The sequence below is a fragment of the Peribacillus sp. Aquil_B1 genome, from assembly GCF_022603275.1.
Classification (GTDB): Bacteria; Bacillota; Bacilli; order Bacillales; family DSM-1321; genus Peribacillus.
Map to the genome: position 1 here is coordinate 947,040 of NZ_JAKXEE010000001.1, position 25,312 is coordinate 972,351.

Consider the following 25,312-nt stretch of genomic DNA (forward strand, 5'->3'; position numbering starts at 1 on the left):
AGGGGGGATTTGATGAAAAAAGGTTGGATAATAGGAATAGTCGTTGTCGTTTTACTGGTCATTTATGGGGCTTCTTCATACAACGGTCTTGTAAGCGCCAGTGAGGACGTCGACAATAAATGGTCACAGGTGGATAACCAATTAAAACGAAGAGCGGATTTGATTCCAAATCTTGTCGAAACGGTGAAGGGTTATGCTTCGCATGAAACGGAAGCCATTAAAGCGGTGAGTGATGCACGCTCGAAGCTGGCCGGTGCCAATTCGACTGAAGATGCGATTGATGCCGATCAAGAATTGAGTGGGGCCTTGAGCCGTCTTTTGGTGGTTGTCGAAAACTATCCGGATTTAAAGGCCAATGAGAACTTTAAGGGTCTCATGGATAGTTTGGAAGGAACGGAAAATCGGCTGACGGTAGCACGAAAAGACTATAATGATGAAGTTACCAACTATAATAAAATGATTAAACGCTTTCCGAAGAATATGATGGCAGGAGCGTTCGGGTTCGATGCCAAACCATATTTTGAAGTGACCGATCAAGAAAAAGAAACGCCAAAGGTTGATTTCGGGAGCGATAAATAATGAAAAAACTTGCTGTGTTTGCGCTATTCTTCATTCTCACGTTCGGTTTAGCAAACGTAGCCGCAGCACAACCTAACATCCCAGAACCAGTTGGGGATATATATGTTCAGGACTTTGCCGGAGTCCTGGATGATCAGGAAAAATCCGAACTCATCGAACTTGGGAAACGCTTGGATGATGCCACAAAAGCACAAATTTCCGTTTTGACGGTTGATTCGATGGAAGGATCCGAGATCGAGGAGTACTCGGTCGAGGCGTTTAGATCATTCGAGCTTGGTGATGCCGAGTTGAACAATGGAGTCCTCATTGTGCTGGCCATGGAAGAACAGAAAATCCGCATTGAAGTGGGGTACGGTTTGGAAGGGGCCATTACCGATATAAGATCTGGACAGATTTTGGATGATGTGGCTATCCCTGCGCTGAAAGCGGGTAAATATGATGTTGCCCTGACGGAGACCTATAAGGCTGTATATAACGATGTCACGAAAGAATACAACCTAGGTGACGAATTTTATCAAGATCTCTCCGTTCAGCCCGAGTCAGAAACCTTTCAGCCATCAGGTTTACAGATTTTCCTCATTATCATCGTTGTCATCGTCGTATTCATCCTCGATGCCAAGTTCTTTAAAGGATTTTTCCTTCAAACACTAATCAATATCTTATTGATATTCATCAGTCGCGGAGGTGGCGGCGGCCGTGGAGGCGGCGGTCCACGGGGCGGCGGCGGAGGGAGTTCCGGTGGCGGCGGTGCCAGCAGAGGATGGTAAGGTAAGTGTATTAGACCGGGAAACCGGTCTTTTTTTTTGCCTGGTTTCTGTATTACTTGAAGAGGGACCAACAATGGAAAACCTTTCAGCACATCTATTTACATTAGTAAAGAGATAATAAAAATGTTCGGAAAGGCGGGATGACCTTGCGGACGTTTTCTTTATTGAAAGGGATGCCGGTTTTTACAATCAAAGGAGAAAGAATCGGCACGGTCCACGATTTATCAATTTCTGAAATGGGACAGGTAACAGGCTTGGTCGTTCATCAACAAGCATTGTTCAAAAGAGCCTTTCATTTGAAACTCGACGATATTTCTTCATTCGGTCCAGATGGGATTGTCATCATGCAACAGGATTCAACCTTAAGGAAAATGCCTGCGGATTCCATTTGCCTTTCGAAGGACGAATTATTGGGACGCATGCTTTTATCAGAAATGGGCGAAGAACTTGGTTTACTGCAGGATGTATATTTCAAGGAGAAAATGGGCACGATTATAGCGTATGAAACAACGGATGGGTTTTTCTCGGAGTCGACAGTGATAGAATCAAAACAGCCGCCTGCATTAGGGAAGGATACCATCATTGTTTCAGTTTATGAACAGTGAGGTGTCCATTTTGGAAATTAAATGTCCGAATTGCCGCAGTAAAGATGTTGGGAAGATTGGCGTGAATCAATATTATTGTTGGAATTGCTTTATTGAAATGACCCTATCCGAAGGGCTCATAAATACGCACCAAGTCGAGGAAGATGGAAGTTTAAGCTCATTGGACGATTTGTTTGAGGAAAATGACCGCCGCTTCGGTATGTAAATAACGGAAGAGGTGTTTGCAATGGCTAGACGTTCACGCAATACTCTAATGAATATGGGTTCGGACTTGATGAACTCGAAGATGTTTAAACGGAACATGAAGAAAATACGCAAAAGATTAAAGTCATTATTATAGCAGGAATGGGTGTCCTGATAATGAGGGCACTCTTTTTTATGTATGAAAACCTTCCGCCATTCGAAGAATAAAGGAGCGGGAGGTGTTTATTGTGAGTATTCGTCTTAAGTGGTTTTATCGCCTGGGTTTTTTATTGCTCTTATTTTTCGTTATCTATATCTTTATGAAACTTAAGCCCATGTGGGGACCTGTCGTTACTGTATGTGTGACGGTACTGCTGCCTTTTTTGATTGGTGCGTTCATCAGTTACTTGCTGCACCCTGTAGTGGAATATTTAAATGAGAAAGGGATGCGACGCTGGCTTTCGATTACGATCATCTATTTGTTGTTTTTCGGAGGGATCGGCTTTGCTGTTTATAAAGGCATTCCAGTGATCGTCAGCCAGGTTCGCGAGCTGTCGGAAAGCGTGCCGGAACTGGTTGAACAGTACCGGGGCAGCATTGATAAACTCAATCATCAAACGGCTTCCTGGCCGTTCGGAATTCATGAAAGATTCGAAGAAGGTGTCACCCTTTTTGAAGATTGGCTGAAGCGTATACCTGAAAAGGCGATGGAGTATGCAATGAAGATGATTGATTTCATCGTCCTGATTGCGTTGATTCCATTCATCGCATTTTATATTTTGAAAGATTTCACTGTGTTAAAAAAAATGGCCTGGTATATGACGCCGAAAAAATGGCGCAATCAGGGACGGGCTTTCATTCGTGATGTGGATGCGTCGCTTGGCGGCTATATCCGCGGCCAAATCATCGTCTGTGTCGTGATCGGTTTGATTTCCTCGCTGCTCTTCTGGATAGTCGGAATGAAATATCCGCTTCTTTTGGGGGCGATAATCGGAATAACGAATGTCATTCCGTATTTCGGACCGATTATTGGGGCCATTCCTGCACTGGTCATCGCCGCGACAATGTCCGTTAAAATGGTGTTGATCATCGCGGTCATCGTGCTTGTACTTCAATTTCTTGAGGGAAATATCCTGTCACCGCTAATAGTCGGTAAAAGCCTTCATATGCATCCTCTGTTCATCATGCTTGCATTATTGGCTGGAGGTGAAATAGGTGGTATCGCGGGCATGGTCCTTTCGATTCCCATCTTGGCTGTCTTAAAAGTTTTTGTCCTACATGCCCGCGTTCACTTTAGAAAGAAGCCGCCCCTTATTGACAAATAAAAGTCTTGTGAATATAATCCATAACATAAGATAATTCGTTGAAGGATGAAGTATGCTGAAGTCCATCTAAAGAGAGGGGTCCCCCAGGCTGAAAGGGACTGCCAGGTGAAGAGCAGCAGAAAGCTAGTCCTGAGAGCAGCTAATACCTGCCGTCACGCCGCGTTAAGGCTTTTATGAAGGTGATGGGCCTGGGATCAATTCCTGCGTCCATAATCAGGGTGGTACCGCGAGTCAACTCTCGTCCCTGTTTTTGGGATGGGGGTTTTTTGTGTGCTCAAAATTACATAATTTTTAAAAGGAGGATATATATATGAAGTATTTAACGGGTGCTCAAATCCGCCAAATGTATTTAGACTTTTTTAGTGAAAAAGGACATAACATCGAACCAAGTGCGTCATTGGTTCCTCATGAAGATCCATCATTGCTTTGGATCAATTCCGGGGTGGCGACGTTAAAGAAATATTTTGATGGACGGGTGATTCCAGAAAATCCAAGGATTACGAATGCTCAAAAGGCCATCCGGACAAATGATATTGAAAACGTGGGGAAAACGGCACGTCATCATACGTTCTTCGAAATGCTCGGAAACTTCTCCATTGGTGAATATTTCAAAGAAGAAGCCATCACATGGGCATGGGAATTTTTGACCGATGAAAAATGGATCGGGTTCGACAAAGATAAATTGGCTGTGACGATCCATCCTGAAGATGATGAAGCATTCGAACTTTGGAATAAGAAAATCGGTGTTCCTGCTGAAAGAATCATTCGCCTAGAAGAGAACTTCTGGGATATCGGTGAAGGTCCAAGCGGTCCGAATACAGAGATTTTCTATGACCGCGGACCGGCATATGGCGATGATCCGAATGATCCGGAACTATATCCAGGCGGGGAAAATGAACGTCATCTTGAAGTCTGGAATCTTGTGTTTTCTCAATTCAACCATAATCCGGACGGTTCTTACACACCGCTTCCAAAGAAAAATATCGATACAGGGATGGGCCTTGAACGTATGGCTTCCGTCGTTCAAGATGTGGCGACGAACTATGATACAGATTTATTCATGCCAATCATCCGGGCAGTCGAAGAGATTTCCGATGTGAAGTATGGTGTTGATACAGAAAAAGATGTTGCGTTCAAGGTCATTGCCGACCATATTCGTACGGTAGCCTTTGCAGTAGGTGACGGGGCTCTCCCATCGAACGAAGGACGCGGTTATGTATTGCGCCGTTTACTCCGCAGAGCGGTTCGATATGCTAAGCAAATCAACATCAATCGACCATTCATGTTCGAGCTTGTGACGGTCGTCGGTGAAATCATGAAAGACTTCTACCCTGAAGTCCTCAAAAATAAAGAGTTCATTGCAAAAGTAATCAAGAATGAAGAGGAACGCTTCCATGAAACCCTGAATGATGGACTCTCCATCCTTTCTGAAGTCATTAAAAAGGAAAAGGAAAAAGGCAATACGACCATTCCTGGCAGTGATGCATTCCGTTTATATGACACATATGGCTTCCCGATAGAGTTAACGGAAGAATATGCAGAAGAAGAAGGCATGACGGTCGATCAAGCTGGATTCGAAAAGGAAATGGATGCACAGCGTGAACGTGCCCGTTCAGCGCGTCAAGATGTGGATTCCATGCAGATCCAAGGCGGGGTATTGGGCGATATTAAAGTTGAAAGTGAATTTGTCGGCTATGACCAGGTCGCTGTCGAAGCCAAAGTTGCTGCCATCGTAAAAAATGGCGAGCTTGTAACGGAGGCACAAGAAGGTGAAGAAGTTCAAGTGATCCTGGACAAGACTCCTTTCTACGCGGAAAGCGGCGGACAAATAGCCGATATAGGAACGATGGCCAGTGAATCCGTGAAGGTTGATGTCCTTGATGTCCAAAAAGCTCCTAATGGCCAAAATCTGCACCGTGTAACCGTTACTGCCGGCACTTTAACAACAGATTCCAATATCGTTGCTGCGGTAAATCAAGAAAATCGGATCCATATCACGAAAAACCATACAGCGACGCATCTTCTGCATCAGGCTTTGAAAGATGTTCTTGGTACACATGTCAACCAAGCTGGTTCACTCGTTCAGGCTGAGCGCCTTCGCTTCGATTTCTCTCATTTCGGCCAGATAACGGCGGAAGAGATTGAACAAATCGAAACGATTGTAAATGAAAAGATTTGGCAAAGCTTACAAGTGAATACGGACTATAAAAACATCGAAGAAGCGAAGGCTATGGGCGCAATGGCGTTGTTCGGCGAAAAATACGGCAAAATTGTCCGTGTCGTTCAAATCGGCGATTACAGCCTTGAGCTTTGCGGCGGTGTACATGTTCCGAATACAGCCGTTATCGGCTTGTTCAAAATCGTATCCGAAAGCGGCATCGGTGCAGGTACTCGCCGTATAGAAGCGGTAACGGGTGCTGGGGCATACAAATTGATGACTGATCAAATCGGTGTCTTGAAAGACGCGGCTGCCAAATTGAAAACGAACTTGAAAGAAGTACCTTCAAGAATTGAAACGGTACTGGCTGAAGTGAAGGATCTTCATCGTGAGAATGAAAGCCTTACAGCAAAATTAAGTAATATTGAAGCAAGCAGCCTTGTTTCTAACGTAAAAGACGTAAATGGCGTACAAGTATTGGTGGCGAAGGTTCAAGCTACCGACATGAATAATCTGCGTGCCATGGCGGATGATTTGAAACAAAAGCTCGATTCTGTCATTATCGTATTAGGTTCGGCACAAGGTGATAAAGTCAATTTGATTGCCGGAGTGACTAAGGATTACATCGACCGCGGCTTCCATGCTGGTAAATTGGTCAAAGAAGTTGCTTCCCGTTGCGGCGGTGGCGGTGGCGGACGTCCAGATATGGCCCAAGCCGGCGGAAAAGACCCTGAAAAATTGGATGCAGCGCTTAATTTTGTTGAAGAATGGGTCTTATCGATTTCATAATCAATGGAAAGTGTTGTACAATGTAGGTAATAGTGGATTCTGGACGCTGAGGAGAGGTGCATGTTTATGAGTTCCTTTGATAAAACGATGAAATTTAATTTTCCCGAAGAACCATTCGAAAGAGATGTACAAGAAGTATTGTCTCAAGTGTATGTTGCACTTCAGGAAAAAGGTTATAACCCGATAAACCAGATTGTCGGTTATCTATTATCTGGTGACCCGGCCTACATCCCGCGCCATATGGATGCTCGAAACATTATTCGTAAGCTTGAACGCGATGAAATCATCGAGGAATTGGTTAAGTCGTATCTTAAGAACCATCGAGAGGAATACTAATGCGCACAATGGGACTTGATTTAGGTTCAAAAACCATCGGCGTCGCCCTGAGTGACGCGATGGGTTGGACTGCACAAGGATTGGAAACGATCAAAATTAACGAAGCAGGAAATGACTTCGGCTTTAAACGCCTCAATGAAATCATAAAAGAGCATGATGTTTCTAAAATTGTCCTCGGTTTACCTAAAAACATGAATGGGACCGTTGGACCGCGTGGCGAGATCAGCCAAGATTTCGCTAAACGATTAGAAAACAAATTCAAGCTGCCGGTGTTTCTCTGGGATGAACGGTTGACAACTATGGCGGCTGAACGTGTCCTTCTTGAGGCGGACGTGAGCCGAAGCAAACGCAAGAAAGTCATTGATAAAATGGCAGCTGTCATGATTCTGCAAGGATTCTTGGACAGACAAACAAATTCAATATGAGGTGAATACAAATGGAACACGGCGAAAACAACATTACAGTAGTAGATGAAAACGGAAACGAGCAGCTTTGCGAAATCCTTTTCACATTCGATTCAGATAAATTCAACAAATCTTATGTACTTTACTATCCGATGTCTGCGGAAGATGATGAGGAAGAAATCGAAATCCACGCTTCATCATTCGTACCAAGCGAAGATAATAAAGATGGTGAACTTACACCAATCGAAACAGAAGAAGAGTGGGATCTAGTCGAAGAAATGTTAAATACATTCCTTGACCAAGAAGAAGCAGAAGAAGAATAATATTAGAAAAAAACCGGCCCTTAAAGGTCGGTTTTTTCATTTATGTACCAGTAACACCTTATCTTTTCTCTGCGAATAAAAGCATAAAAGTGGCGAGCGGACCCAAAAATAATGATAGCAAGAACCAATTCAAGGCCGTTCTATTTTTACCTTGAGCAAGTCCGGCGTTTATGAGTGCCAATGTCCCCCAACCTACAAAATAAGAATGATCCAACTCCTTCACACCTTTCTTTATCTTAAATCAATAATACCATTCCTACATGAATATTCCTGTCATTTCCTGAAATGCCTAACACATGCAGGAAACAAATTTTAAGCTGAGTAATAGTAAAACAAAGTTGTTTGGAGAGGAAGGTGAGAGACTCCTGCGGGGAAAACGCGTCAAAGGGAGTGCCTGGTGTGGAAATCAACATACCCTCAAAAAAACTGTAGACAAAGATATCACTATTTTCCTATTAAATTACACCTGTATATTGACAAAACTAGTGCATTTTTGCCATAAATAGAGTAGTGATGAATGTAGTTTTGCAAAAAACATGTAATTATTTGTTGATTTTAGTATAATGTTCGAAGCAAAGATAATTAGAGAAAGCATCATCTAGAAACCATTCTGTAGTTGGTGTGAGTTTGCAGGGGGAATGAAAATGGATGAAAAAGATAAAAATTTATCTAAAAAGGAACATATCCGAATGAAATTGTTAGAACAGCAAGGAGAAGCCAAGCTGGTTCGTAAAATCATCATGATTACGATAGCTTCGCTTATTGTACTAATTGGGGTAGTTGGTCTTGTGGGCTTTTTATATATCAACTCAGCCATGAAACCAGTCGATCCCGAAGATGACACCATCAAGAAAGTGAAAATCCCAATTGGTTCTTCCGTTAACGGAATTTCAACACTGCTTGAAGAGCAGGGGATAATCAAGGACGCACGCGTATTCAAATATTATATTAAATTCCGCAATGAATCCGGTTTTCAGGCAGGTGAGTATAAACTATCACCTTCCATGCCAATTGAAGATATCGTCACAAGCATCAAAACCGGAAAACTCATGAAGGAAGCTGCAATGAAAATAACGATTCCTGAAGGAAAGCAACTTGTCCAAATTGCCGATATCATCGCAGTGAAGACGGGTGAAGATCCGAAAAAGGTCTTTAAGAAATTGAATGATAAGAAATTCGTTAATTCCATGCAAGAGAAATTTCCGCAGCTCTTGACCTCGGAAATCGAAAATGAAAAGGTTTTATATCCGCTTGAAGGGTACCTTTTCCCAGCTACTTATGACTTTTATGAGGAAAAGCCGACACTGGAATCGATCGTCATCGAGATGCTGAAGAAAACCGAAGAGACATTGCAGGCATACGAGACCCAGATGGACAAAAACGATTATTCCGTACATGAGATGCTGACTTTCGCTTCGCTTGTTGAAGAAGAGGCGACGGCACAGGTCGATCGCGGAAAAATAGCTTCCGTCTTTTACAATCGTATTGAGGAAGATATGCCGCTTCAAACGGATCCGACCGTTTTGTATGCCAAAGGTTCACATAAGAGCAGGGTGTATTATAAAGACCTTGAGGTGAAATCGCCTTATAATACTTATAAGAATAAGGGGCTGCCTCCAGGGCCGATTGCCAATGCCGGAACGACATCGATAGATGCGGTACTGAAACCTGAGAAAACGGATTACCTATACTTTTTGGCAACACCTGAAGGGGAAGTCCTTTACTCGAAGACTTTGGATGACCACAATATCAAAAAGGCAGAGCATATTTCCAATAAATAAATAAATGCAATGAGACTGAGGGGGGAGAGATATTACTTTCCCCTTGTTTTTATGATAGAATAGTACAAGTGAATTTTAGATCCGATTCCTATCGGTGACGTAACTCGGCGAATGCCGGGTTTTATTTTGAAAGATAAGGAAATGTAGATCGTCAAGCATACTTGTTTCAGCTGCTCCTTGTGAGGAAATTGACCTATTAATTTCTTCATGTTACTGACCAAGCGCTTTTGTTTTCCTTATAATTGGAGGAAACGTTTTGAACGGAAAAATAGAACAATATCTTCATTCCTTGATTCCGGAGCGTACGGGTTTGCTTAAGGAGTTGGAAGATTTTGCAATGGAAAATAATGTGCCAATCATGGAGCCCGAAGGCATTGAGGTGCTGCTTCAGATTTTAAGGCTTCATCAGCCTAAGGCGATTTTGGAGGTAGGTTCGGCGATTGGCTATTCGGCCATAAGGATGGCTGAGACCCTTCCAGAAGCTCGAATCGTCACACTTGAACGGAATGAAGCCCGTATTGAGCAAGCAAGAGCTAACTTCACGAAGGCGGGACTGTCGGAAAGGATCACCCTCATTGAAGGGGATGCCCTTGAAGCGGGACCGAAAGTCATGGAACATGGTCCGTTTGATATGATCTTCGTTGATGCAGCTAAAGGGCAGTACAAGCGATTCTTTGAACTGTTTGAACCATTCCTGGCTGGTGCTGGAATTATCATTACTGATAATGTTTTATTCAAAGGCCTGGTTGCCGAAAACATTGAAGAAATGGAAATGACGAGAAGAAAGCGAGCTCTCATCAAAAAAATCAGAGACTTTAACATCTGGTTACAAGACCATCCCAATTTCGATACCGTAATTTTGCCGATTGGCGATGGTGTGGCCATAAGTAAACATAGAGGTGACAAAAATGAAAAAGCCTGAATTACTCGTGACTCCGACAAGTGTCGATCATATAACAAAACTCATCGATGCCGGCGCTGACGCCTTCGTCATTGGCGAACAACGTTATGCACTAAGGCTGGCAGGAGAGTTCAAACGGGATGATGTCAAGAAGGCGATTGAGCTTGTACATGCTGCGGGCAAGAAAGTGTACGTATCCATGAACGCCATATTTCATAATGAAAAAGTGGACGAGCTTGAAGGGTATGTCACTTTCCTTAAAGAAGCTGGTGCCGACCGGATCATATTCGGTGATCCCGCAGTCTTAATGGCTGTCCGTGCCGTGGCACCTGATATGCCCCTGCACTGGAATACAGAGATGACGGTAACGAACTGGTACACATGTAATTACTGGGGGAAACGCGGTTCTGTCCGTGCCGTGGCTGCCCGTGAGATAAGTCTGGACGAGATAGTGGAAATGAAGGAAAATGCTGAAGTGGAGATTGAAGTGCAAGTGCACGGCATGACATGCATGTTCCAATCGAAGCGTACGCTTCTAGGTAATTACTTTGAATATCAAGGCAAGGCCTTGGAAGTGGAAAATCGGAAGGAAAATAGAAATATGTTCTTGCATGATAAGGAACGTGAAAATAAATATCCGATTTATGAAGATGAAAATGGTACACATATCATGAGTCCGAATGATATGTGCATGATTGATGAACTTCAGGAATTGATTGAAGCGGAAATCGATTCACTTAAAATCGAAGGGCTATTGCAAACACCGGAATATATCATTGAAATGACAAAGCTATATCGGGAAGCGATTGACGTATGTGCTGAAGACCCTGACCGCTACGATGATATGAAATCTGAGCTCTTTGAAAAAGTCAAAGCGGTTCAGCTGGATAACCGCGAGTTGGATACTGGGTTCTTCTTTAAAGAATCGGTTTATTAAAGAAAAGGGTAAGAGAAAGAGGAGGAATAGCCTTGAATGCTATTGCTGATAAAATTTCCAAGATCGTTGATGGAAAGAGAGTCATTGTAAAAAAACCGGAATTGCTGGCTCCTGCCGGCAACCTTGAAAAATTAAAAATTGCCGTCCATTACGGCGCGGATGCCGTGTTCATTGGCGGTCAGGAATATGGTCTTCGTTCCAATGCCGGCAACTTCACGTTTGAGGAAATGAAGGAAGGCGTCGAATTCGCTAAAAAGTATGGCGCTAAAGTATATGTAACGACAAATATCTTCGCGCATAATGAAAATATAGATGGTTTGGATGAATACCTGGAAGGACTTCAGGATGCTGGGGTTCATGGTATCATCGTCGCCGATCCATTAATCATCGAAACCTGTAAACGGGTCGCTCCGAACGTCGAGATCCATTTGAGCACACAGCAATCGCTATCGAACTGGAAGGCTGTTCAGTATTGGAAAGAGGAAGGCTTGGAGCGGGTTGTTTTGGCACGTGAGACGAGTGCTGATGAAATCCGTGAAATGAAGGAGAAGGTCGATATCGAAATCGAGGCTTTCGTTCATGGGGCCATGTGCATTGCCTATTCTGGACGATGCACCCTTTCGAACCATATGACGGCGCGTGATTCGAACCGCGGCGGCTGCTGTCAGTCTTGCCGTTGGGATTATGATTTATATGAGTTGGATCAAGACGGGGAAATGGCTTTATTCGATAAAGAAGATGCTCCATTCGCAATGAGCCCAAAAGACCTGAAGCTGATTGAATCACTGCCAGGCATGATTGAAATTGGCATAGACAGTTTAAAAGTCGAAGGAAGAATGAAGTCCATTCATTATATTGCAACAGTTGTCAGCGTCTATCGTAAAGTAATTGATGCGTATTGTGCGGATCCGGATAATTTCAAGATTAAACAAGAATGGCTGGAAGAGCTTGATAAGTGTGCGAATCGTGAGACGGCATCATCGTTCATGGAAGGTGAAATACCTGGGTATAAACAGCAAATGTTCGGGAATCATACCGTAAAGACTCGCTTCGACTTCGCAGGGTTGGTGCTTGATTACGACGAGGAAAGTAAAATCGTTACCATGCAGCAACGTAACTTCTTCAAGCCTGGAGATGAAGTGGAGTTTTTTGGACCGGAAATCGAAAACTTCACTCAAAAAATCGGTACGATCTGGGATGAGTCAGGTAAGGAGCTGGAGGCAGCCCGCCATCCGCTTCAAATTGTCCGCATTCAAGTAGATAATAGAGTTTATGTGAACAATATGATGCGGAAGGAGAATTGACATGACAAGAAAGAAACCAGTGGTCATCGGAGTTACCGGAGGGTCTGGATCAGGTAAAACAAGTGTTACCCGTTCCATTTTTGAATTCTTTCAAGGACATTCCATCTTGATGATCGAACAAGACTATTACTATAAAGATCAAAGTCATCTGCCTTTCGAAGAGCGCTTGAAAACGAACTATGATCATCCGCTTGCATTTGATAATGATTTGCTAATCGATCACATTAACGCATTGCTGCGCTATGAAACGATAGAAAAACCCGTTTATGATTATTCGATCCATACGCGTTCGGAAGAAGTCATCACAGTTGAGCCCCAGGATGTCATCATCCTTGAAGGGATTCTTGTGCTGGAGGACGAGCGCCTCCGAGACTTGATGGATATGAAGCTATATGTCGATACGGACGCAGACCTGCGGATCCTTCGCCGGATGACCCGTGATATTAAAGAACGCGGCCGTTCCATAGATTCCGTCATCGAACAATACATCAGTGTCGTCCGTCCGATGCATAATCAGTTCATAGAACCGACGAAGCGTTATGCCGACATCATCATTCCAGAAGGCGGTCAGAACCATGTGGCGATTGACCTCATGGTGACAAAAATTCAAACAATCCTTGAACAAAAGTCTTTTTTGTAATAACATAGCATAAATAATGATAGGTGCCATTTCCTCCGTTTATTTAAATAATCCCATTTATTTATTGGGAAAGACTGGACAAATGTTGGAAAACGCAATACTCTATTCTTGATACAAAACGAACCGGCTGCACACCGCAGTCGGTTTATATACTAAGGAACGGATGTTTCTTAGTATCGAAGCGCGTACTTTTTAAGTCGCGCAATTATATATTTTGACTCTATTTCAGGGTTAAGCGCTATATAGTACATAAACTTGTCAGCGAATGCTTGCTGTAAAGAATTTGAAGGAGTGAAGGGTTTTGGCAATTGAAAAAGAATATCCAATGACTATTGAAGGTAAGTTAAAGCTTGAACAGGAACTGGAACAGTTAAAAACGGTTAAACGTAAAGAAGTGGTGGAAAGAATCAAAATCGCCCGCAGCTTTGGGGACCTTTCCGAGAACTCAGAGTACGATTCCGCAAAAGAAGAGCAGGCTTTCGTTGAAGGACGTATTACCACGATCGAAAACATGATCCGTAATGCAAAAATCATTGAAGGCAATGATTCGAATACAGACACAGTTTCACTTGGAAAGTCGGTAACATTCGTTGAACTTCCAAATGGTGACGAAGAAACATATTCCATCGTAGGAAGCGTTGAAGCGGATCCATTCGAAGGGAAAATCTCCAATGATTCACCGATCGCGAAAAGCCTGATAGGGAAAAGGGTCGGCGACAAGGTATCGATCATGACACCTGGCGGCGAAATGAGCGTAAAGATTGTATCCATCGACTAATTACATGCAAAAGGGGATGTCCATGGGGCATCCCCTTTTTATATCGGAAAAATGCCGCGTTAAATTTGTTCATAATTGTTTAAAAATTCGCACCTCGTCAACAATGTTTACGAGGTGTTTTTTATGAAAAAGAAACGAATGAGGTTGCTGGCTCTTTTTTTGACGGCTTTCATGCTGATGCTCATAGGCAGGCTTGCCTACATCCAACTTGTATCGACAGAATCTTTTTCAAAGCATGATGTGAACCTATTAGAGGCAAGCGTGAATCAGCGTTCACAGATATTAAAGATTGATGATGGACGCGGTAAGTTTTATGACAGAAATGGAGAACCGCTTGCACACGAAGAAATCCCTACGCTCGTCCTATTTCCTTTCTTGAAAAAAATGACATGGCCTATCGATGAGGTGGCCTCGATAATAGGCAAATCGGAAGCGGAGTTAAAACGGGCGATAGAGCAAGCGGAGGAACCATTCGTATTTGGCGGGGATGAACCGATAGAGTTGACGTCCAGCCAATCGAAGGCAATCAATGAACTGAAGATTCCCGGGGTCTTTGCCGTGAACGAGAAATTATATCATGATCGAACCCCTGCGGCGCAATTGATCGGCACGACGAATATATCGGATGCGGAAAAGAAAAAACGTTATCCTGACATGAATTTATCTCCTGAAACGAAAATAGGCAATACGGGACTGCAAAGGACCTTCGATGAGTTCTTGCTTTCCGCTGGGGAATCAAAGCTCGTTTTTCATGTGGACGCCAGTGGGGGACCAATGTTCGGTGTTGATGTTAAATATGTGGAACCTGCAAATCCGCTTTACCCGGTGAAGGTCATGACGACGATCGATAAAGAAATTCAGGAAAAAGCGGAGAAGCTCGTCGATGAACGCGGGATAAAAAAAGGCGGTCTCGTACTGATCGATATCGAAAAAAGTGAAATCGTCGCGATGGTATCACGTCCGGCGCTTAATATAAAAGATCCGAATGGTGAAGGGGCCGTCAATATGATGCTGACTCAAAAAACGCCGGGTTCAGTCTTCAAAACGGTCACGGCAGCAGCTGCCATCGATTATGAAGCCGCTAGTCCCACCAGGACATTTAATTGTAATTTGACGATTGACGGCAAAACGGATAAACAGAGGGAATTGGGCACGCTTAATTTTGAAAACAGCTTTGCCCAAAGCTGCAACAGGACGTTTGCCGAATTATCACAGGAAATAGCTGAGAAGGATCCGGACTTTTTGGACAAATATGCAAAAATGTTAGGGCTGGTTGGTGAAACGGGCTGGCAAGGGGACGTGTATCACACCGAAGTCACTCAGTTGCATCATGAACAATCCGGTAAGGTCTGGCATGATGACGATTTAAAAAAAGATCCCAAAATGATTGCCAAAACAGCCATTGGCCAGCAGGATGTCCAAACGACTCCGCTCGCGATAGCGAATATGATGGCGACGATTGCACGCGGCGGCAAGAAGGAACAGGTCAAAGCCGTTTCAAAGGTCGAATTTAACAACAGTACGACCGTAGTCGATTTTCCCAATCAAAGTATTGGCGGCGAGACACTGTCTCCATATACGGCTATGAAGATGCAGCATCTTCTTAGGAAGGTCGTGACGGAAGAGAAGGGGACGGGCGCTGCCATGAGAAATTTGCCTGTTGAGGTCGCCGGCAAGTCTGGAACAGCCCAGACCAATATCGAAAAAGGAGAGCTCAATAAATGGTTTGCGGGCTACTTTCCATATAAAGATCCCAAATATGCTCTTGTTACCGTAAGTTTTGAAACGAAGGAAAATAGTTCCAGTATGGCGCCTCTTTTTTCAGATATTGTAAAAGTACTGTACTCCAAGGACCAGGACAATAGCGAGAATTGACGAAAAGTGTAGGAAACCCTTCCCTTCTATCTCTAGCTAAATCATGTTAAAATGAGGCAGTAAGAAAAGGTAAGGGAGGAATGGACCTTGGGCTCACGTTTTAATCAGAGAGATCAAAAAAGAAAAGTAAATAAAATATATAATATTGCTATCACCATCGTTTCCATTTTAATCGTCATTGTCGCAGTCACGATTTTCTTAAGTGACGATGGCACCGAAACAAAAAAAGCCACGACTGAACCAAAGCAAATCGCCGATACAGATTCGGGGAAAGTAGCGGACAAGCCTGCTGGCAAAAAGGAAGAAACGGATTCAGAGAAGGAAGACGCAGTAGGAGATAGTGAAGCAACAGAGGAAGATGCAGAAGAAGATAGTAAAGCAACAGAGGAAGATTCAGAAGAGAAGGTTGAAGATGGTGCAGATCCAGAAAAAGCAGGGGAGGCTGAACTTGTGGAAGTGGAAGGCAGCGGCGATGGCAATGTTGCGGCCACATATACAAGTGAAGGCTGGAAACCAGTAGGAACAGAGCAATCCGGAGAGCACACCACAAGCTTCGAAAAGGGCTCGGTCGATTGGAATGAAATGAGTAAAGCCATAGCAAGCGGAGCTGGAATCGATGAAGGCAGCATGAAGCTATGGTGGCTTCAAAACGGCGGTTCACCAAACACGGCAATCGGAACCGTTTCTGAAGGAGATAATCCTAAAACCTTCCGTGTTTATATTGAATGGGTGGACGGATCGGGTTGGAAACCTGTAAAAGTTGAAGAACTGAAGACAAACGATAAAAGGTAATGTTCAAATCATAAACGAAAAACCCCCGAAAGGAATTTCACTTTCGGGGGTTTTTCATCGTGATCACTTTTTTGCTTTAAAGTGGACGACTGCACTATAAAAACGTCTGCCTTCCTCACTAACATACATTTGGTGTGACACGGACTCCACCTGAAGCATGATCGCTTTATTGATTTCAATTTGTGATTGGATTTTTTCTTCAAGATTCTTGATGCCTTCTGCCTCGAAAAATTCTATTTTATCTTCGAACAAGTTTAAGTCAAGTTGAAAACTCATGACTGTTCCCCTCCAACATTTAGATACTGTTAGTTTAACACCATTTTCGCCTAATCTGAACCGAATGATGGATTTGCCTAAAAAAGAAGAACTGTTTTTGTGTTTATTTCATATTATGCTTATAGGTTTTATTATCTTATCATAAAAAGGTGATTAAAAATGGGCAGAGAATTTATCGATTTATTTGAAGAATGGTCGAAATCGTATGATGATACGGTTAGTGGACACGATATTGAGTATCAAGAGGTTTTTAAACATTATGATAGGATATTGGATAGCGTCACGGACCGGGCTCATGGTCATGTGCTGGAGTTCGGCGTAGGTACCGGGAATTTGACGGAAAGGCTTTTGAGGAAAGGCCTAAAGGTATCGGGAATTGAACCCTCACCTGCGATGAGGGATATAGCGGTAAGCAAACTGCGTGGGAAAACTGAAATTAAAGATGGGGATTTTATCGATTTTCCGAAGCCGGAACAGGTTGATTCGATCGTGAGCACGTATGCCTTTCATCATTTAACCGATGAAGAAAAAGAAAAAGCGATAGCCAACTATGGAAAGTTACTGAATACTGGTGGTAAAATAGTGTTTGCGGATACGATGTATCAATCAAGGGAAGCGCATGAACGAGCGATTCAAGATGCAAGGCAGGCAGGCTTTCATAATTTGGCGAACGATTTGCAAACGGAATATTATACTACGATTCCTTTTTTGGAAAAAGCACTTGAAGCAAATGGATATAAAGTGAACTTCGAGCGCTGCAATCAATTTGTCTGGATTATGGAGGCGGAAAAATTATAGGAAGAGGTTTTTACTAATGAAGGTAGCCATAATCGGAGCAATGGAAGAAGAAGTTACGATTTTACGTGATAAATTGGAAGGTTTGGAGCGGGTGACCATTGCCGGTTCAGAGTTCAATACAGGAACACTGAATGGTGTCGAGGTCATTTTGCTTAAATCGGGAATCGGTAAAGTGAATGCGGCAATGTCCACAGCGATCCTGTTAGAAAAATTCAAACCGGATGCAGTCATCAATACAGGCTCTGCCGGCGGATATCATCCAGCACTTAATGTAGGGGATGTGGTCATATCCACGGAAGTTCGCCACCATGATGTCGATGTGACGATTTTTGGATATGAGTACGGTCAAGTCCCTCAGCTTCCGGCAGCTTTCATCCCGGATGAAAAGCTTCTCGCAATCGCAGAAGAAGCAGCAAAAGAAATTGAGGATATTCAAGTGGCGAAAGGGTTGATCGTTACGGGGGATTCTTTCATGAATGATCCTGTCAGGGTTGATTTCGTCAGGGGGAAATTCTCTGATTTATACGCGGTGGAAATGGAAGCGGCAGCCATTGCACAGGTAGCCTTCCAATTCAAAACACCGTTTGTCATCATTCGTTCCCTTTCGGATATCGCAGGTAAGGAGTCCAATATTTCCTTTGATAAATTCCTGGAAACTGCGGCTCTTCATTCAGCGGCACTGATTTTGAAAATGGTTGAAAAAATGAAATGAATGGTAGGTGATCAGCGGCAGCCTTTCCGCTGATCATTCTTTATTGCATAATTCTCATTAAGTTGGTAGGATAACTATGAAAGGATGTCCGAATATGAAAGTCTTTCAAAACATTCATGAGCTGATAGGGAAAACACCGATGATGGAAATCACCCATTTCCCGCTTCCAGATCAAGTCCGCATCTTTGCCAAACTGGAATACTTTAATCCAGGAGGCAGTGTGAAGGATCGGCTTGGACAGGAATTGTTAGCCCAAGCGTTGCAGACAGGGAAGGTGAAAAAGGGCGGGACGATCATCGAACCGACTGCCGGAAATACTGGTATTGGCTTGGCGTTGGCTGCGATAAACAGTGGCGTGGACGTGATTTTTTGCGTTCCGGAGAAATTCAGTGCCGAGAAACAGGAATTGATGCGTGCTCTTGGAGCCAATGTAATCCAGACCCCGACAGAGGAAGGAATGACAGGAGCGATTGCCAAGGCTAAGGCGCTGCTGGCTGAAATTCCGGGATCTTATTGTCCCCAGCAGTTCGCCAACCCATCCAATCCTGATGCATATTATAAAACGCTGGGACCTGAAATATGGGAACAGATGGAAGGCGATGTAGATGTGTTTGTTGCCGGTGCCGGGACGGGTGGGACATTCATGGGAACATCGCGATATATAAAAGAAAAGAACGCTGCTGTCAAAACGGTCATTGTCGAACCAGAAGGATCGATTTTAAACGGCGGCAAAGCAGGACCCCATAAAACAGAGGGCATCGGGATGGAATTTTTGCCAGCCTATATGGATGAAACGTATTTTGATCAAATCCATACGATAAGCGATCAGGATGCTTTCCATATGGTAAAGGAATTGGCGCTTAAAGAAGGCCTCCTTGTCGGCAGCTCTTCGGGCGCGGCATTTGCAGCGGCCATGAAAGAAGCAGCCAAGGCTTCCCGTGGGTCGAATATCGTCGTCATTTTTCCGGATTCCAGTGAACGATACTTAAGCAAAAAAATTTATCAGGGAGGTATGTAAAATGAGAAAAAAAACACAATTGATCCATGGCGGCATTGCTGGTGATGAAAAAACAGGAGCGGTTTCGGTGCCGATTTATCAAGTGAGCACCTATAAACAGGATGGACCGGGAAATCACCGGGGATATGAATATTCCCGTACAGGCAACCCAACCCGCCATGCCCTTGAAGAGTTGATCAAGGACCTCGAAGAAGGAAAAAGAGGCTTTGCCTTCGGATCAGGAATGGCAGCGATGACCGCGGTTATGATGCTGTTCAATCAAGGTGATCATGTATTGATGACCGATGACGTTTATGGAGGGTCTTTCCGGGTCATCACTAAAGTGCTTAACCGCTTCGGGGTGGAGGCTACGTTCATCAATACGAGTGACATGGACTCGATCGAAAAAGAGATAAAGGACAATACGAAGGCATTGTTCATTGAAACCCCGACGAATCCATTATTGAAAATCACCGATCTGGAGGAAGTATCAAAAATAGCTAAAGAAAACGGCATCCTGACCATTGTTGATAATACTTTCAGTACGCCATACTGGCAAAATCCACTTACACTAGGAGCCGATGTCGTGCTTCATAGCGCTACGAAGTACCTGGGGGGACACAGCGATGTTGTAGCGGGTCTTGTCGTGGTGAATGATGAAAAACTTGGCAATGACCTTCATTTCATCCAAAACTCTACAGGAGGCGTGCTAGGGCCCCAGGATTCATGGCTGCTGATGCGAGGCATTAAAACGCTGGGTATCCGGATGGAAGAACATGAAAAAAATACAGCTGAAATCGTCCGTTTCCTTTCCGGGCATAAAGACGTTACGAAAATCTATTACCCTGGTCTTGAAAGCCACACAAATCATGATATTGCCAAAAAACAATCGCGTGGATTCGGCGGTATGGTTTCATTTGATGTCGGCAGTGCCGAAAAAGCCGCATCCGTTTTGAATAAAGTGAGATTCTTTACCCTTGCGGAAAGTCTAGGAGCAGTGGAGAGCTTGATTTCGATTCCGGCCTTGATGACACATGCCTCCATTCCGGCTGAGCGCCGTGCAGAGCTAGGAATAACGGATGGGTTGATTCGCATTTCAGTTGGCCTGGAAGATGTTGAAGACCTGTTGGAAGACTTGGAACAAGCGCTACAAGGATAATCGGAGCTTCCAAGCTTACTGCCATTATTTACACCCTGTCATTTGGAATAAATATGGTAGAATGAGATATCGATATCTTATTAGCTTGAAAGAAGGTGGAATGGCATGAAAAACCGCAAAAAACAAACGGTTGCATTGCTGCGTTCGAAAATGGTCGATTTTAAATATTTTGCGATCACTTTGTTATGTGTGGGTTCGTTCTTCTATTTAGGAACCATCCTTCCCTCTGGCGACAAAGCGATCATTGACACATATGTCTATATGGGAGCGACAATAACGTTCCTGGGCATATCCATAGTATTTTTCTCATTATCCAAAAAATATAAAAGGATCTTGGCCGAAATGGATGACCAGGACTCTTTAAAACAATAAAAGCAAACCTGATTCTTTAAAAGAATCAGGTTTTTTTATTTTTCTAACGTTGTTGCCCAATAGGGGAGATTTATCATACTGCGTGCCATTTTAGGTAATAATAGCTCTTGAAAATGGGTAAAAAGATCGAAATTTTCAAATAAATAGGCAAAAGTCGTTTACAAATATTGAATTTGTGGATATACTTACCAAGTAATAAAAAATATTCCAAAGGAGGTCGAAGAAAATGACATTGTATCTATATGGAGTCGACGCAATCAGCCAGTCCGTTTCAAATGACAATCAAATAACATTCGACCTGTGCCAAGCGGAATATTTCTAAAGCAATTTGGCTTTATTAATCATTCAGACATAGCGGCCGCAGGGAGATGTGTTTTATCCTGCGGCCTTTTTATATTTCCAAAAAGAACCCGCAGGAGGACGTAACTTTCTGCGGCCTTTTTATGCCTTTTTGTTGGGCCGCTCCCTTAAAAGGAGGTGATATTATGACACTGAATATGCTTTTTTTCACGATCACGATTAAAATGAAAAAAATGACTGCCGAGGAATGTTTGCAGCAGGAGAGAATCCACAAGATTCGAGAAGAACATCTAGATAAAGCGATGAAGCACCGTCCTTTTTTCTAAAAATATACGAGGTTGGTATCCCGTTCATTAAAAAATAATTTTAAGAAAGGTGGAGGTTAATATGTTGAACTTGTTTTACGTAAAAGGGGAGAAGCGTTGCTATTGGCAGGAGAAGGATACCGGCTAACGGGTCTGCCGGTTTATTGCCGGCATTATCATGGTTTGTACATTAACAGCTGGAAGAGGCCATTGGAAACATGATAAAGTGGAAAGATGCTAACTCGGAACTGCAACAGTAGAAATGAATATGTAAAATAGGAAAACTCGGCACTCGGGCCGAGTTTTTTTCTTTGCCTGAATCAGCAGCACGGACCTGATCCTCCATAACCAAATCCACATCCTGGCAACCACCAAAACCCGAAAATGAGCAATAAAATCAGGAGGACAATAAACAGGCCATAACCAAAGCCGTAACCGGACCCTGCATAGCAAGGGGCAGGAGCCGGATAATAGTTGCATCCGTATGGTCCATAGTTATATCCCATCGTAAAAACCCCCTTTCCCTAAAAAAATCCCTATCATTATATGAACATTTACATTCGTTCGTTTGGGAATTCCTCCAGGCTGGTTTGAACATTTAACACTTTTTTAGTGGGACAGACACGAACAAGCCCACTGCTGCATAGGTATGAATAGGGAAACCAAAGAAACGGGGGATGAAACCAATGCCCGGAATACTTACAGTTGTCGGTTATATTATCAAAGAATTTTACTTATTCGTTTCCTATGTGAAAAACAACGCTTTTCCCCAGCCTCTGTCATCTCAGGATGAAAAGAAATATCTGAAGCTTATGAGTGAGGGTGATGGTGATGCCCGTAACATCCTGATCGAGCATAATCTCAGGCTTGTTGCCCATATCGTCAAGAAATTCGAGAATACGGGCGAAGATACAGAGGATTTGATTTCGATTGGGACAATTGGTTTGATAAAGGCCATTGAGAGTTATTCGGATGGGAAGGGTACGAAGCTGGCCACATATGCGGCGCGATGCATTGAGAATGAAATCCTGATGCATTTACGAGCGACAAAGAAAACGAAGAAAGATATTTCCCTGCATGATCCGATCGGTCAGGATAAAGAAGGAAATGAAATCAGTTTAATCGATGTACTGAAATCGGAATCGGAAGATGTCATCGATACGATTCAGCTCAATATGGAAATAGAAAAAGTGAAAAAGTATATTGATATTTTGGATGAACGCGAAAAGGAAGTCATTGTAGGCAGGTTCGGACTGGATTTGAAAAAGGAAAAAACTCAGAGGGAAATCGCTAAGGAGCTTGGCATTTCCCGCAGTTATGTATCAAGGATCGAAAAACGTGCCTTGATGAAGATGTTCCACGAATTTTATAGAGCAGAAAAAGAGAAGGAAAAGAAAGCTAAAGGATAGGAATGATAAAGTCAAAGAGAGTGCGGGGAAATTTCCCCGCACTCTTTTTTTAATATTTATTTCGGATCAAATCTGTAAATGCATGATAAATCTCGATTCCCTGAAAAAGGAAAAGACGTGAAGCGGTTAAAGAAAATACCCCTATCATAATTAGTCGGAACCACATATGAATCACTCCTCCATTTTATTTTTTTATAAAATGTCAGAGCGTGGGACCACGTAATTCGCCTGAAAAAAAACCGGACTGAGATATCGCAGGCGTAGATTTGAGTGAAAATAAAGAAAACTCAAAATGGAAAATTCGAAAATTAGAACAATGATAAGAGACTGCCAGGAATTGAAGGAAGGCACGAAAGGCTGTTTCTTGTCGGCCTTATCCCAATGGTGAACATCGGTATGTTCTTCAATGGTTAGCTGCTGTGCATGATGGTGGAACTGAATGGGCAGCGTCCAAAGGAGCAGGATGATGGCAGACATGTGAATAAAGAATTTCATATGAATCAACCACCCCTTTCCCAAGAATATATTCATCATAACATGCTTTTAATCTGGGATATAGAAAAATGTTCTGAAAAAATACTGAAAATTCCTTTTAATTAGAAAAATTCAGAATTAACCTCTATAATGGGATTAGTGATAAAAAGGGGGCAATTAGTATGGGATATTCTTTGACGTGGGATTTGGATATCTTTTTTAAAGGAGGAAGCTCTTCTAAGGAGTTCCTGATTTTTTTAGATGAAATGAACGAAGAGGTAAAAGAATTGGACCGGGTTGTAAGCAATATCAATCCAGAAGGAAATGATGAAAGCAGTTTAATCCAGGCATTTGATCTTTATAAAAATACAAATATGAAATCCAAGCAGGCTAGTGCATTCATTGGATGCCTGGAAGCTCAAAATGCGCAGGATAAAAAGGCTGGTCAGCTGCGGATCAAACAAATGAAGATAGTCGCTTCACTAAAAATGGTGTTAAGCAAGCTGGATGAAAAGTTGATACAGCTTGATGATGCATTTTTTGAAAAAATCCTCGAAAAAGAACCATTGAATGAATTGAAATTCGTATTGGATGAACGTCGGGAAAAGGCAAAGGAAAAGCTTTCCGTAAAGGAAGAATCATTAATCACCCAATTGGCCATGGATGGTTTCGAAGGATGGAGCCAAATGTATGATACGATCGTCGGTTCAATGACGATCCCTTATAAGGGTGAAAAGCTATCTGTAGGCCAAGCGGCGAATAAATTTTCTGATCCTGATGAAGGGGCCCGGAAAGAATTATTTACCGCGTGGGAACAGGCTTGGGAGGAAAAGAGTGACCTTTTTGCCCGAACACTGAACCACTTGGCCGGATTCCGTCTCAGTGTGAATGAAAAAAGAGGCTGGGATGATATTTTGAAAGAGCCTCTTGAAATAGGGAGGATGAAAAAAGAAACCCTCGAAAGCATGTGGAATGTCATTGCCGATCATAAGGAGCCGCTTGTGAGGTTTTTAAAAAGGAAAGCGGAGTTATTGGATTTGGATAAATTAAGTTGGGCAGATTTGGATGCACCGCTTGCTGTTACTGCACAGTCCAAAGTAATGGATTATCAAGAAGGTGCAGACTTCATCATACAGCAATTCTCGAAGTTCGGTTCTCAATTAGCAAGCTTCACCCAAAAAGCTTTTGAAGACAGCTGGATTGAAGCGGAGGATAGACCAGGTAAAAGACCAGGCGGTTTTTGCACCGGCTTCCCATTAAATAAGCAGTCTAGGATTTTCATGACGTATTCGGGCACGCCATCCAATGTATCGACATTGGCCCATGAATTGGGACATGCATTCCATTCTTATGCAATGAGGGATATTCATCCATTGAATCGGTCATATGCCATGAATGTTGCTGAAACCGCCTCTACCTTTGCTGAAATGGTCGTAGCGGATGCGGCTGTGAAGGAAGCGGCCAGTGAGGAAGAAAAGCTTGTGCTTTTAGAAGATAAAATTCAGCGTTCCGTGGCATTACTCATGAATATCCATGCCCGATACTTATTCGAGACAAGGTTTTATGACGAGAGGAAACAAGGGTATGTTAGTGCTGAACGGTTGAATGAACTGATGGTCGATGCCCAAAAAGAAGCTTATGGCGATGCGTTAAGTGATTATAATCCAACGTTCTGGGCTTCAAAGCTCCATTTCTATATTACAGGTGTACCATTTTATAATTTCCCGTACACTTTCGGTTACTTATTCTCATTAGGCATATATGCGAATGCCTTGAAGGAACCTGCAGGATTCGAAGAAAAATATATAGCTCTATTAAAGGATACCGGCTCCATGAAGGTCGAGGATCTGGCGGAGAAACATTTAGGCGTCGATTTGAAGACCCGGGATTTTTGGGAAGAAGCGGTCAATGCCTGTATGGAGGATGTTGAAGAATTCATGCGTTTGACCGACCCCTTAGTCCGAAAAGCATAATGGGTTTTAGGCTGAATATGAACGAAAAAAAGCGGATGTCCGGTTTAGGACATCCGCTTT

29 protein-coding genes are annotated in these 25,312 nt (G+C 43.1%); 25 read left to right on the forward strand and 4 right to left on the reverse strand.

What is annotated here, in order from left to right; genetic code table 11:
- Positions 1-9: 9 nt before the first annotated feature.
- The 9 genes from MPH60_RS04650 (at position 10) to MPH60_RS04690 (ending at position 7,469) form a co-directional block, all read left to right on the forward strand.
- On the forward strand, positions 10-579 hold the full coding sequence (locus MPH60_RS04650) for a LemA family protein (protein ID WP_373567490.1): 570 nt from the start codon (positions 10-12) through the stop codon (positions 577-579).
- A complete protein-coding gene (locus tag MPH60_RS04655; RefSeq protein ID WP_241589881.1) occupies positions 579-1,346 on the forward strand; it encodes a TPM domain-containing protein in 768 nt (255 codons plus the stop codon). Before MPH60_RS04650 ends, MPH60_RS04655 begins: the two co-directional genes overlap by 1 nt.
- A 146-nt stretch (positions 1,347-1,492) precedes the next feature.
- On the forward strand, positions 1,493-1,951 hold the full coding sequence (locus tag MPH60_RS04660; RefSeq protein ID WP_241589880.1) for a PRC-barrel domain-containing protein: 459 nt from the start codon (positions 1,493-1,495) through the stop codon (positions 1,949-1,951).
- Positions 1,941-2,156, forward strand: a complete 216-nt coding sequence (locus MPH60_RS04665) for a hypothetical protein (RefSeq protein WP_034311361.1) — start codon at positions 1,941-1,943, stop codon at positions 2,154-2,156. The genes MPH60_RS04660 and MPH60_RS04665 overlap by 11 nt, the downstream gene beginning before the upstream one ends.
- 226 nt (positions 2,157-2,382) lie before the next feature.
- Entirely contained in the window at positions 2,383-3,459 is a 1,077-nt protein-coding gene (locus MPH60_RS04670; protein WP_241589879.1) for an AI-2E family transporter, read from the forward strand.
- Between the two features lie 310 nt (positions 3,460-3,769).
- Complete coding sequence (gene alaS, locus MPH60_RS04675; protein ID WP_241589878.1) at positions 3,770-6,406, forward strand: alanine--tRNA ligase; 2,637 nt, start codon at positions 3,770-3,772, stop codon at positions 6,404-6,406.
- Positions 6,407-6,472: 66 nt separating this feature from the next.
- Positions 6,473-6,742, forward strand: coding sequence for an IreB family regulatory phosphoprotein (locus tag MPH60_RS04680; RefSeq protein ID WP_034311358.1), 270 nt, complete (start codon positions 6,473-6,475; stop codon positions 6,740-6,742).
- Positions 6,742-7,167, forward strand: a complete 426-nt coding sequence (gene ruvX / locus MPH60_RS04685) for a Holliday junction resolvase RuvX (RefSeq protein ID WP_034308633.1) — start codon at positions 6,742-6,744, stop codon at positions 7,165-7,167. Before MPH60_RS04680 ends, ruvX begins: the two co-directional genes overlap by 1 nt.
- A gap of 11 nt (positions 7,168-7,178) precedes the next feature.
- Entirely contained in the window at positions 7,179-7,469 is a 291-nt protein-coding gene (locus MPH60_RS04690) for a DUF1292 domain-containing protein (RefSeq protein WP_063232962.1), read from the forward strand.
- Between the two features lie 58 nt (positions 7,470-7,527).
- Here MPH60_RS04690 and MPH60_RS04695 read toward each other — a convergent pair whose 3' ends face one another.
- On the reverse strand, positions 7,528-7,683 hold the full coding sequence (locus MPH60_RS04695) for a hypothetical protein (RefSeq protein ID WP_241589877.1): 156 nt from the start codon (positions 7,681-7,683) through the stop codon (positions 7,528-7,530).
- 430 nt (positions 7,684-8,113) lie between these two features.
- Between MPH60_RS04695 and mltG the strand changes: the two genes are divergently transcribed.
- From mltG to MPH60_RS04735, 8 genes are all read left to right on the forward strand, one after another.
- Positions 8,114-9,250 (forward strand): endolytic transglycosylase MltG, encoded by a 1,137-nt coding sequence (mltG, locus tag MPH60_RS04700; RefSeq protein ID WP_241589876.1) that lies wholly within the window; start codon positions 8,114-8,116, stop codon positions 9,248-9,250.
- 256 nt (positions 9,251-9,506) lie between these two features.
- Positions 9,507-10,172 (forward strand): O-methyltransferase, encoded by a 666-nt coding sequence (locus MPH60_RS04705; RefSeq protein WP_241589875.1) that lies wholly within the window; start codon positions 9,507-9,509, stop codon positions 10,170-10,172.
- Complete coding sequence (locus MPH60_RS04710) at positions 10,159-11,088, forward strand: peptidase U32 family protein (RefSeq protein WP_241589874.1); 930 nt, start codon at positions 10,159-10,161, stop codon at positions 11,086-11,088. The genes MPH60_RS04705 and MPH60_RS04710 overlap by 14 nt, the downstream gene beginning before the upstream one ends.
- 32 nt (positions 11,089-11,120) lie before the next feature.
- A complete protein-coding gene (locus MPH60_RS04715; RefSeq protein WP_241589873.1) occupies positions 11,121-12,392 on the forward strand; it encodes a peptidase U32 family protein in 1,272 nt (423 codons plus the stop codon).
- Position 12,393: 1 nt separating this feature from the next.
- Complete coding sequence (gene udk / locus MPH60_RS04720; protein WP_034308619.1) at positions 12,394-13,032, forward strand: uridine kinase; 639 nt, start codon at positions 12,394-12,396, stop codon at positions 13,030-13,032.
- 301 nt (positions 13,033-13,333) lie between these two features.
- A complete protein-coding gene (greA, locus tag MPH60_RS04725; protein ID WP_101222638.1) occupies positions 13,334-13,810 on the forward strand; it encodes a transcription elongation factor GreA in 477 nt (158 codons plus the stop codon).
- A gap of 123 nt (positions 13,811-13,933) precedes the next feature.
- Entirely contained in the window at positions 13,934-15,685 is a 1,752-nt protein-coding gene (locus MPH60_RS04730; RefSeq protein WP_241589872.1) for a peptidoglycan D,D-transpeptidase FtsI family protein, read from the forward strand.
- An 87-nt stretch (positions 15,686-15,772) separates the two neighbouring features.
- On the forward strand, positions 15,773-16,477 hold the full coding sequence (locus MPH60_RS04735; protein WP_241589871.1) for a YrrS family protein: 705 nt from the start codon (positions 15,773-15,775) through the stop codon (positions 16,475-16,477).
- A gap of 63 nt (positions 16,478-16,540) precedes the next feature.
- Here the strand turns inward: MPH60_RS04735 and MPH60_RS04740 are convergent, their stop codons facing one another.
- Complete coding sequence (locus tag MPH60_RS04740) at positions 16,541-16,753, reverse strand: DUF2536 family protein (protein ID WP_241589870.1); 213 nt, start codon at positions 16,751-16,753, stop codon at positions 16,541-16,543.
- Positions 16,754-16,912: 159 nt separating this feature from the next.
- Here MPH60_RS04740 and MPH60_RS04745 point away from each other — a divergent pair, with 159 nt between their 5' ends.
- The 6 genes from MPH60_RS04745 (at position 16,913) to MPH60_RS04770 (ending at position 21,417) form a co-directional block, all read left to right on the forward strand.
- Positions 16,913-17,551 carry a class I SAM-dependent DNA methyltransferase gene (locus MPH60_RS04745; protein ID WP_241589869.1) on the forward strand — a complete coding sequence of 213 codons (639 nt, stop codon included), beginning with the start codon at positions 16,913-16,915 and terminating at the stop codon, positions 17,549-17,551.
- A gap of 16 nt (positions 17,552-17,567) precedes the next feature.
- A complete protein-coding gene (gene mtnN / locus MPH60_RS04750) occupies positions 17,568-18,263 on the forward strand; it encodes a 5'-methylthioadenosine/S-adenosylhomocysteine nucleosidase (protein ID WP_241589868.1) in 696 nt (231 codons plus the stop codon).
- Positions 18,264-18,357: 94 nt separating this feature from the next.
- Entirely contained in the window at positions 18,358-19,281 is a 924-nt protein-coding gene (locus MPH60_RS04755; protein WP_241589867.1) for a PLP-dependent cysteine synthase family protein, read from the forward strand.
- A gap of 1 nt (position 19,282) precedes the next feature.
- The gene (locus MPH60_RS04760) at positions 19,283-20,419 is read left to right on the forward strand and encodes a bifunctional cystathionine gamma-lyase/homocysteine desulfhydrase (protein WP_241589866.1); all 1,137 of its coding nucleotides are present in this window, start codon (positions 19,283-19,285) and stop codon (positions 20,417-20,419) included.
- Positions 20,420-20,524: 105 nt separating this feature from the next.
- Positions 20,525-20,791 (forward strand): YrhC family protein, encoded by a 267-nt coding sequence (locus MPH60_RS04765; RefSeq protein WP_241589865.1) that lies wholly within the window; start codon positions 20,525-20,527, stop codon positions 20,789-20,791.
- A gap of 485 nt (positions 20,792-21,276) precedes the next feature.
- Positions 21,277-21,417 (forward strand): YrzI family small protein, encoded by a 141-nt coding sequence (locus MPH60_RS04770; protein WP_072273247.1) that lies wholly within the window; start codon positions 21,277-21,279, stop codon positions 21,415-21,417.
- 299 nt (positions 21,418-21,716) lie between these two features.
- Here the strand turns inward: MPH60_RS04770 and MPH60_RS04775 are convergent, their stop codons facing one another.
- Positions 21,717-21,902, reverse strand: a complete 186-nt coding sequence (locus tag MPH60_RS04775; RefSeq protein WP_241589864.1) for a hypothetical protein — start codon at positions 21,900-21,902, stop codon at positions 21,717-21,719.
- Between the two features lie 180 nt (positions 21,903-22,082).
- Here MPH60_RS04775 and sigK point away from each other — a divergent pair, with 180 nt between their 5' ends.
- Positions 22,083-22,805, forward strand: a complete 723-nt coding sequence (gene sigK / locus MPH60_RS04780; protein ID WP_034308596.1) for an RNA polymerase sporulation sigma factor SigK — start codon at positions 22,083-22,085, stop codon at positions 22,803-22,805.
- A gap of 192 nt (positions 22,806-22,997) precedes the next feature.
- Here sigK and MPH60_RS04785 read toward each other — a convergent pair whose 3' ends face one another.
- Positions 22,998-23,300 carry a hypothetical protein gene (locus tag MPH60_RS04785; RefSeq protein ID WP_241589863.1) on the reverse strand — a complete coding sequence of 101 codons (303 nt, stop codon included), beginning with the start codon at positions 23,298-23,300 and terminating at the stop codon, positions 22,998-23,000.
- A 161-nt stretch (positions 23,301-23,461) separates the two neighbouring features.
- Here MPH60_RS04785 and MPH60_RS04790 point away from each other — a divergent pair, with 161 nt between their 5' ends.
- Complete coding sequence (locus MPH60_RS04790) at positions 23,462-25,252, forward strand: M3 family oligoendopeptidase (protein ID WP_241589862.1); 1,791 nt, start codon at positions 23,462-23,464, stop codon at positions 25,250-25,252.
- Positions 25,253-25,312 lie beyond the last annotated feature (60 nt).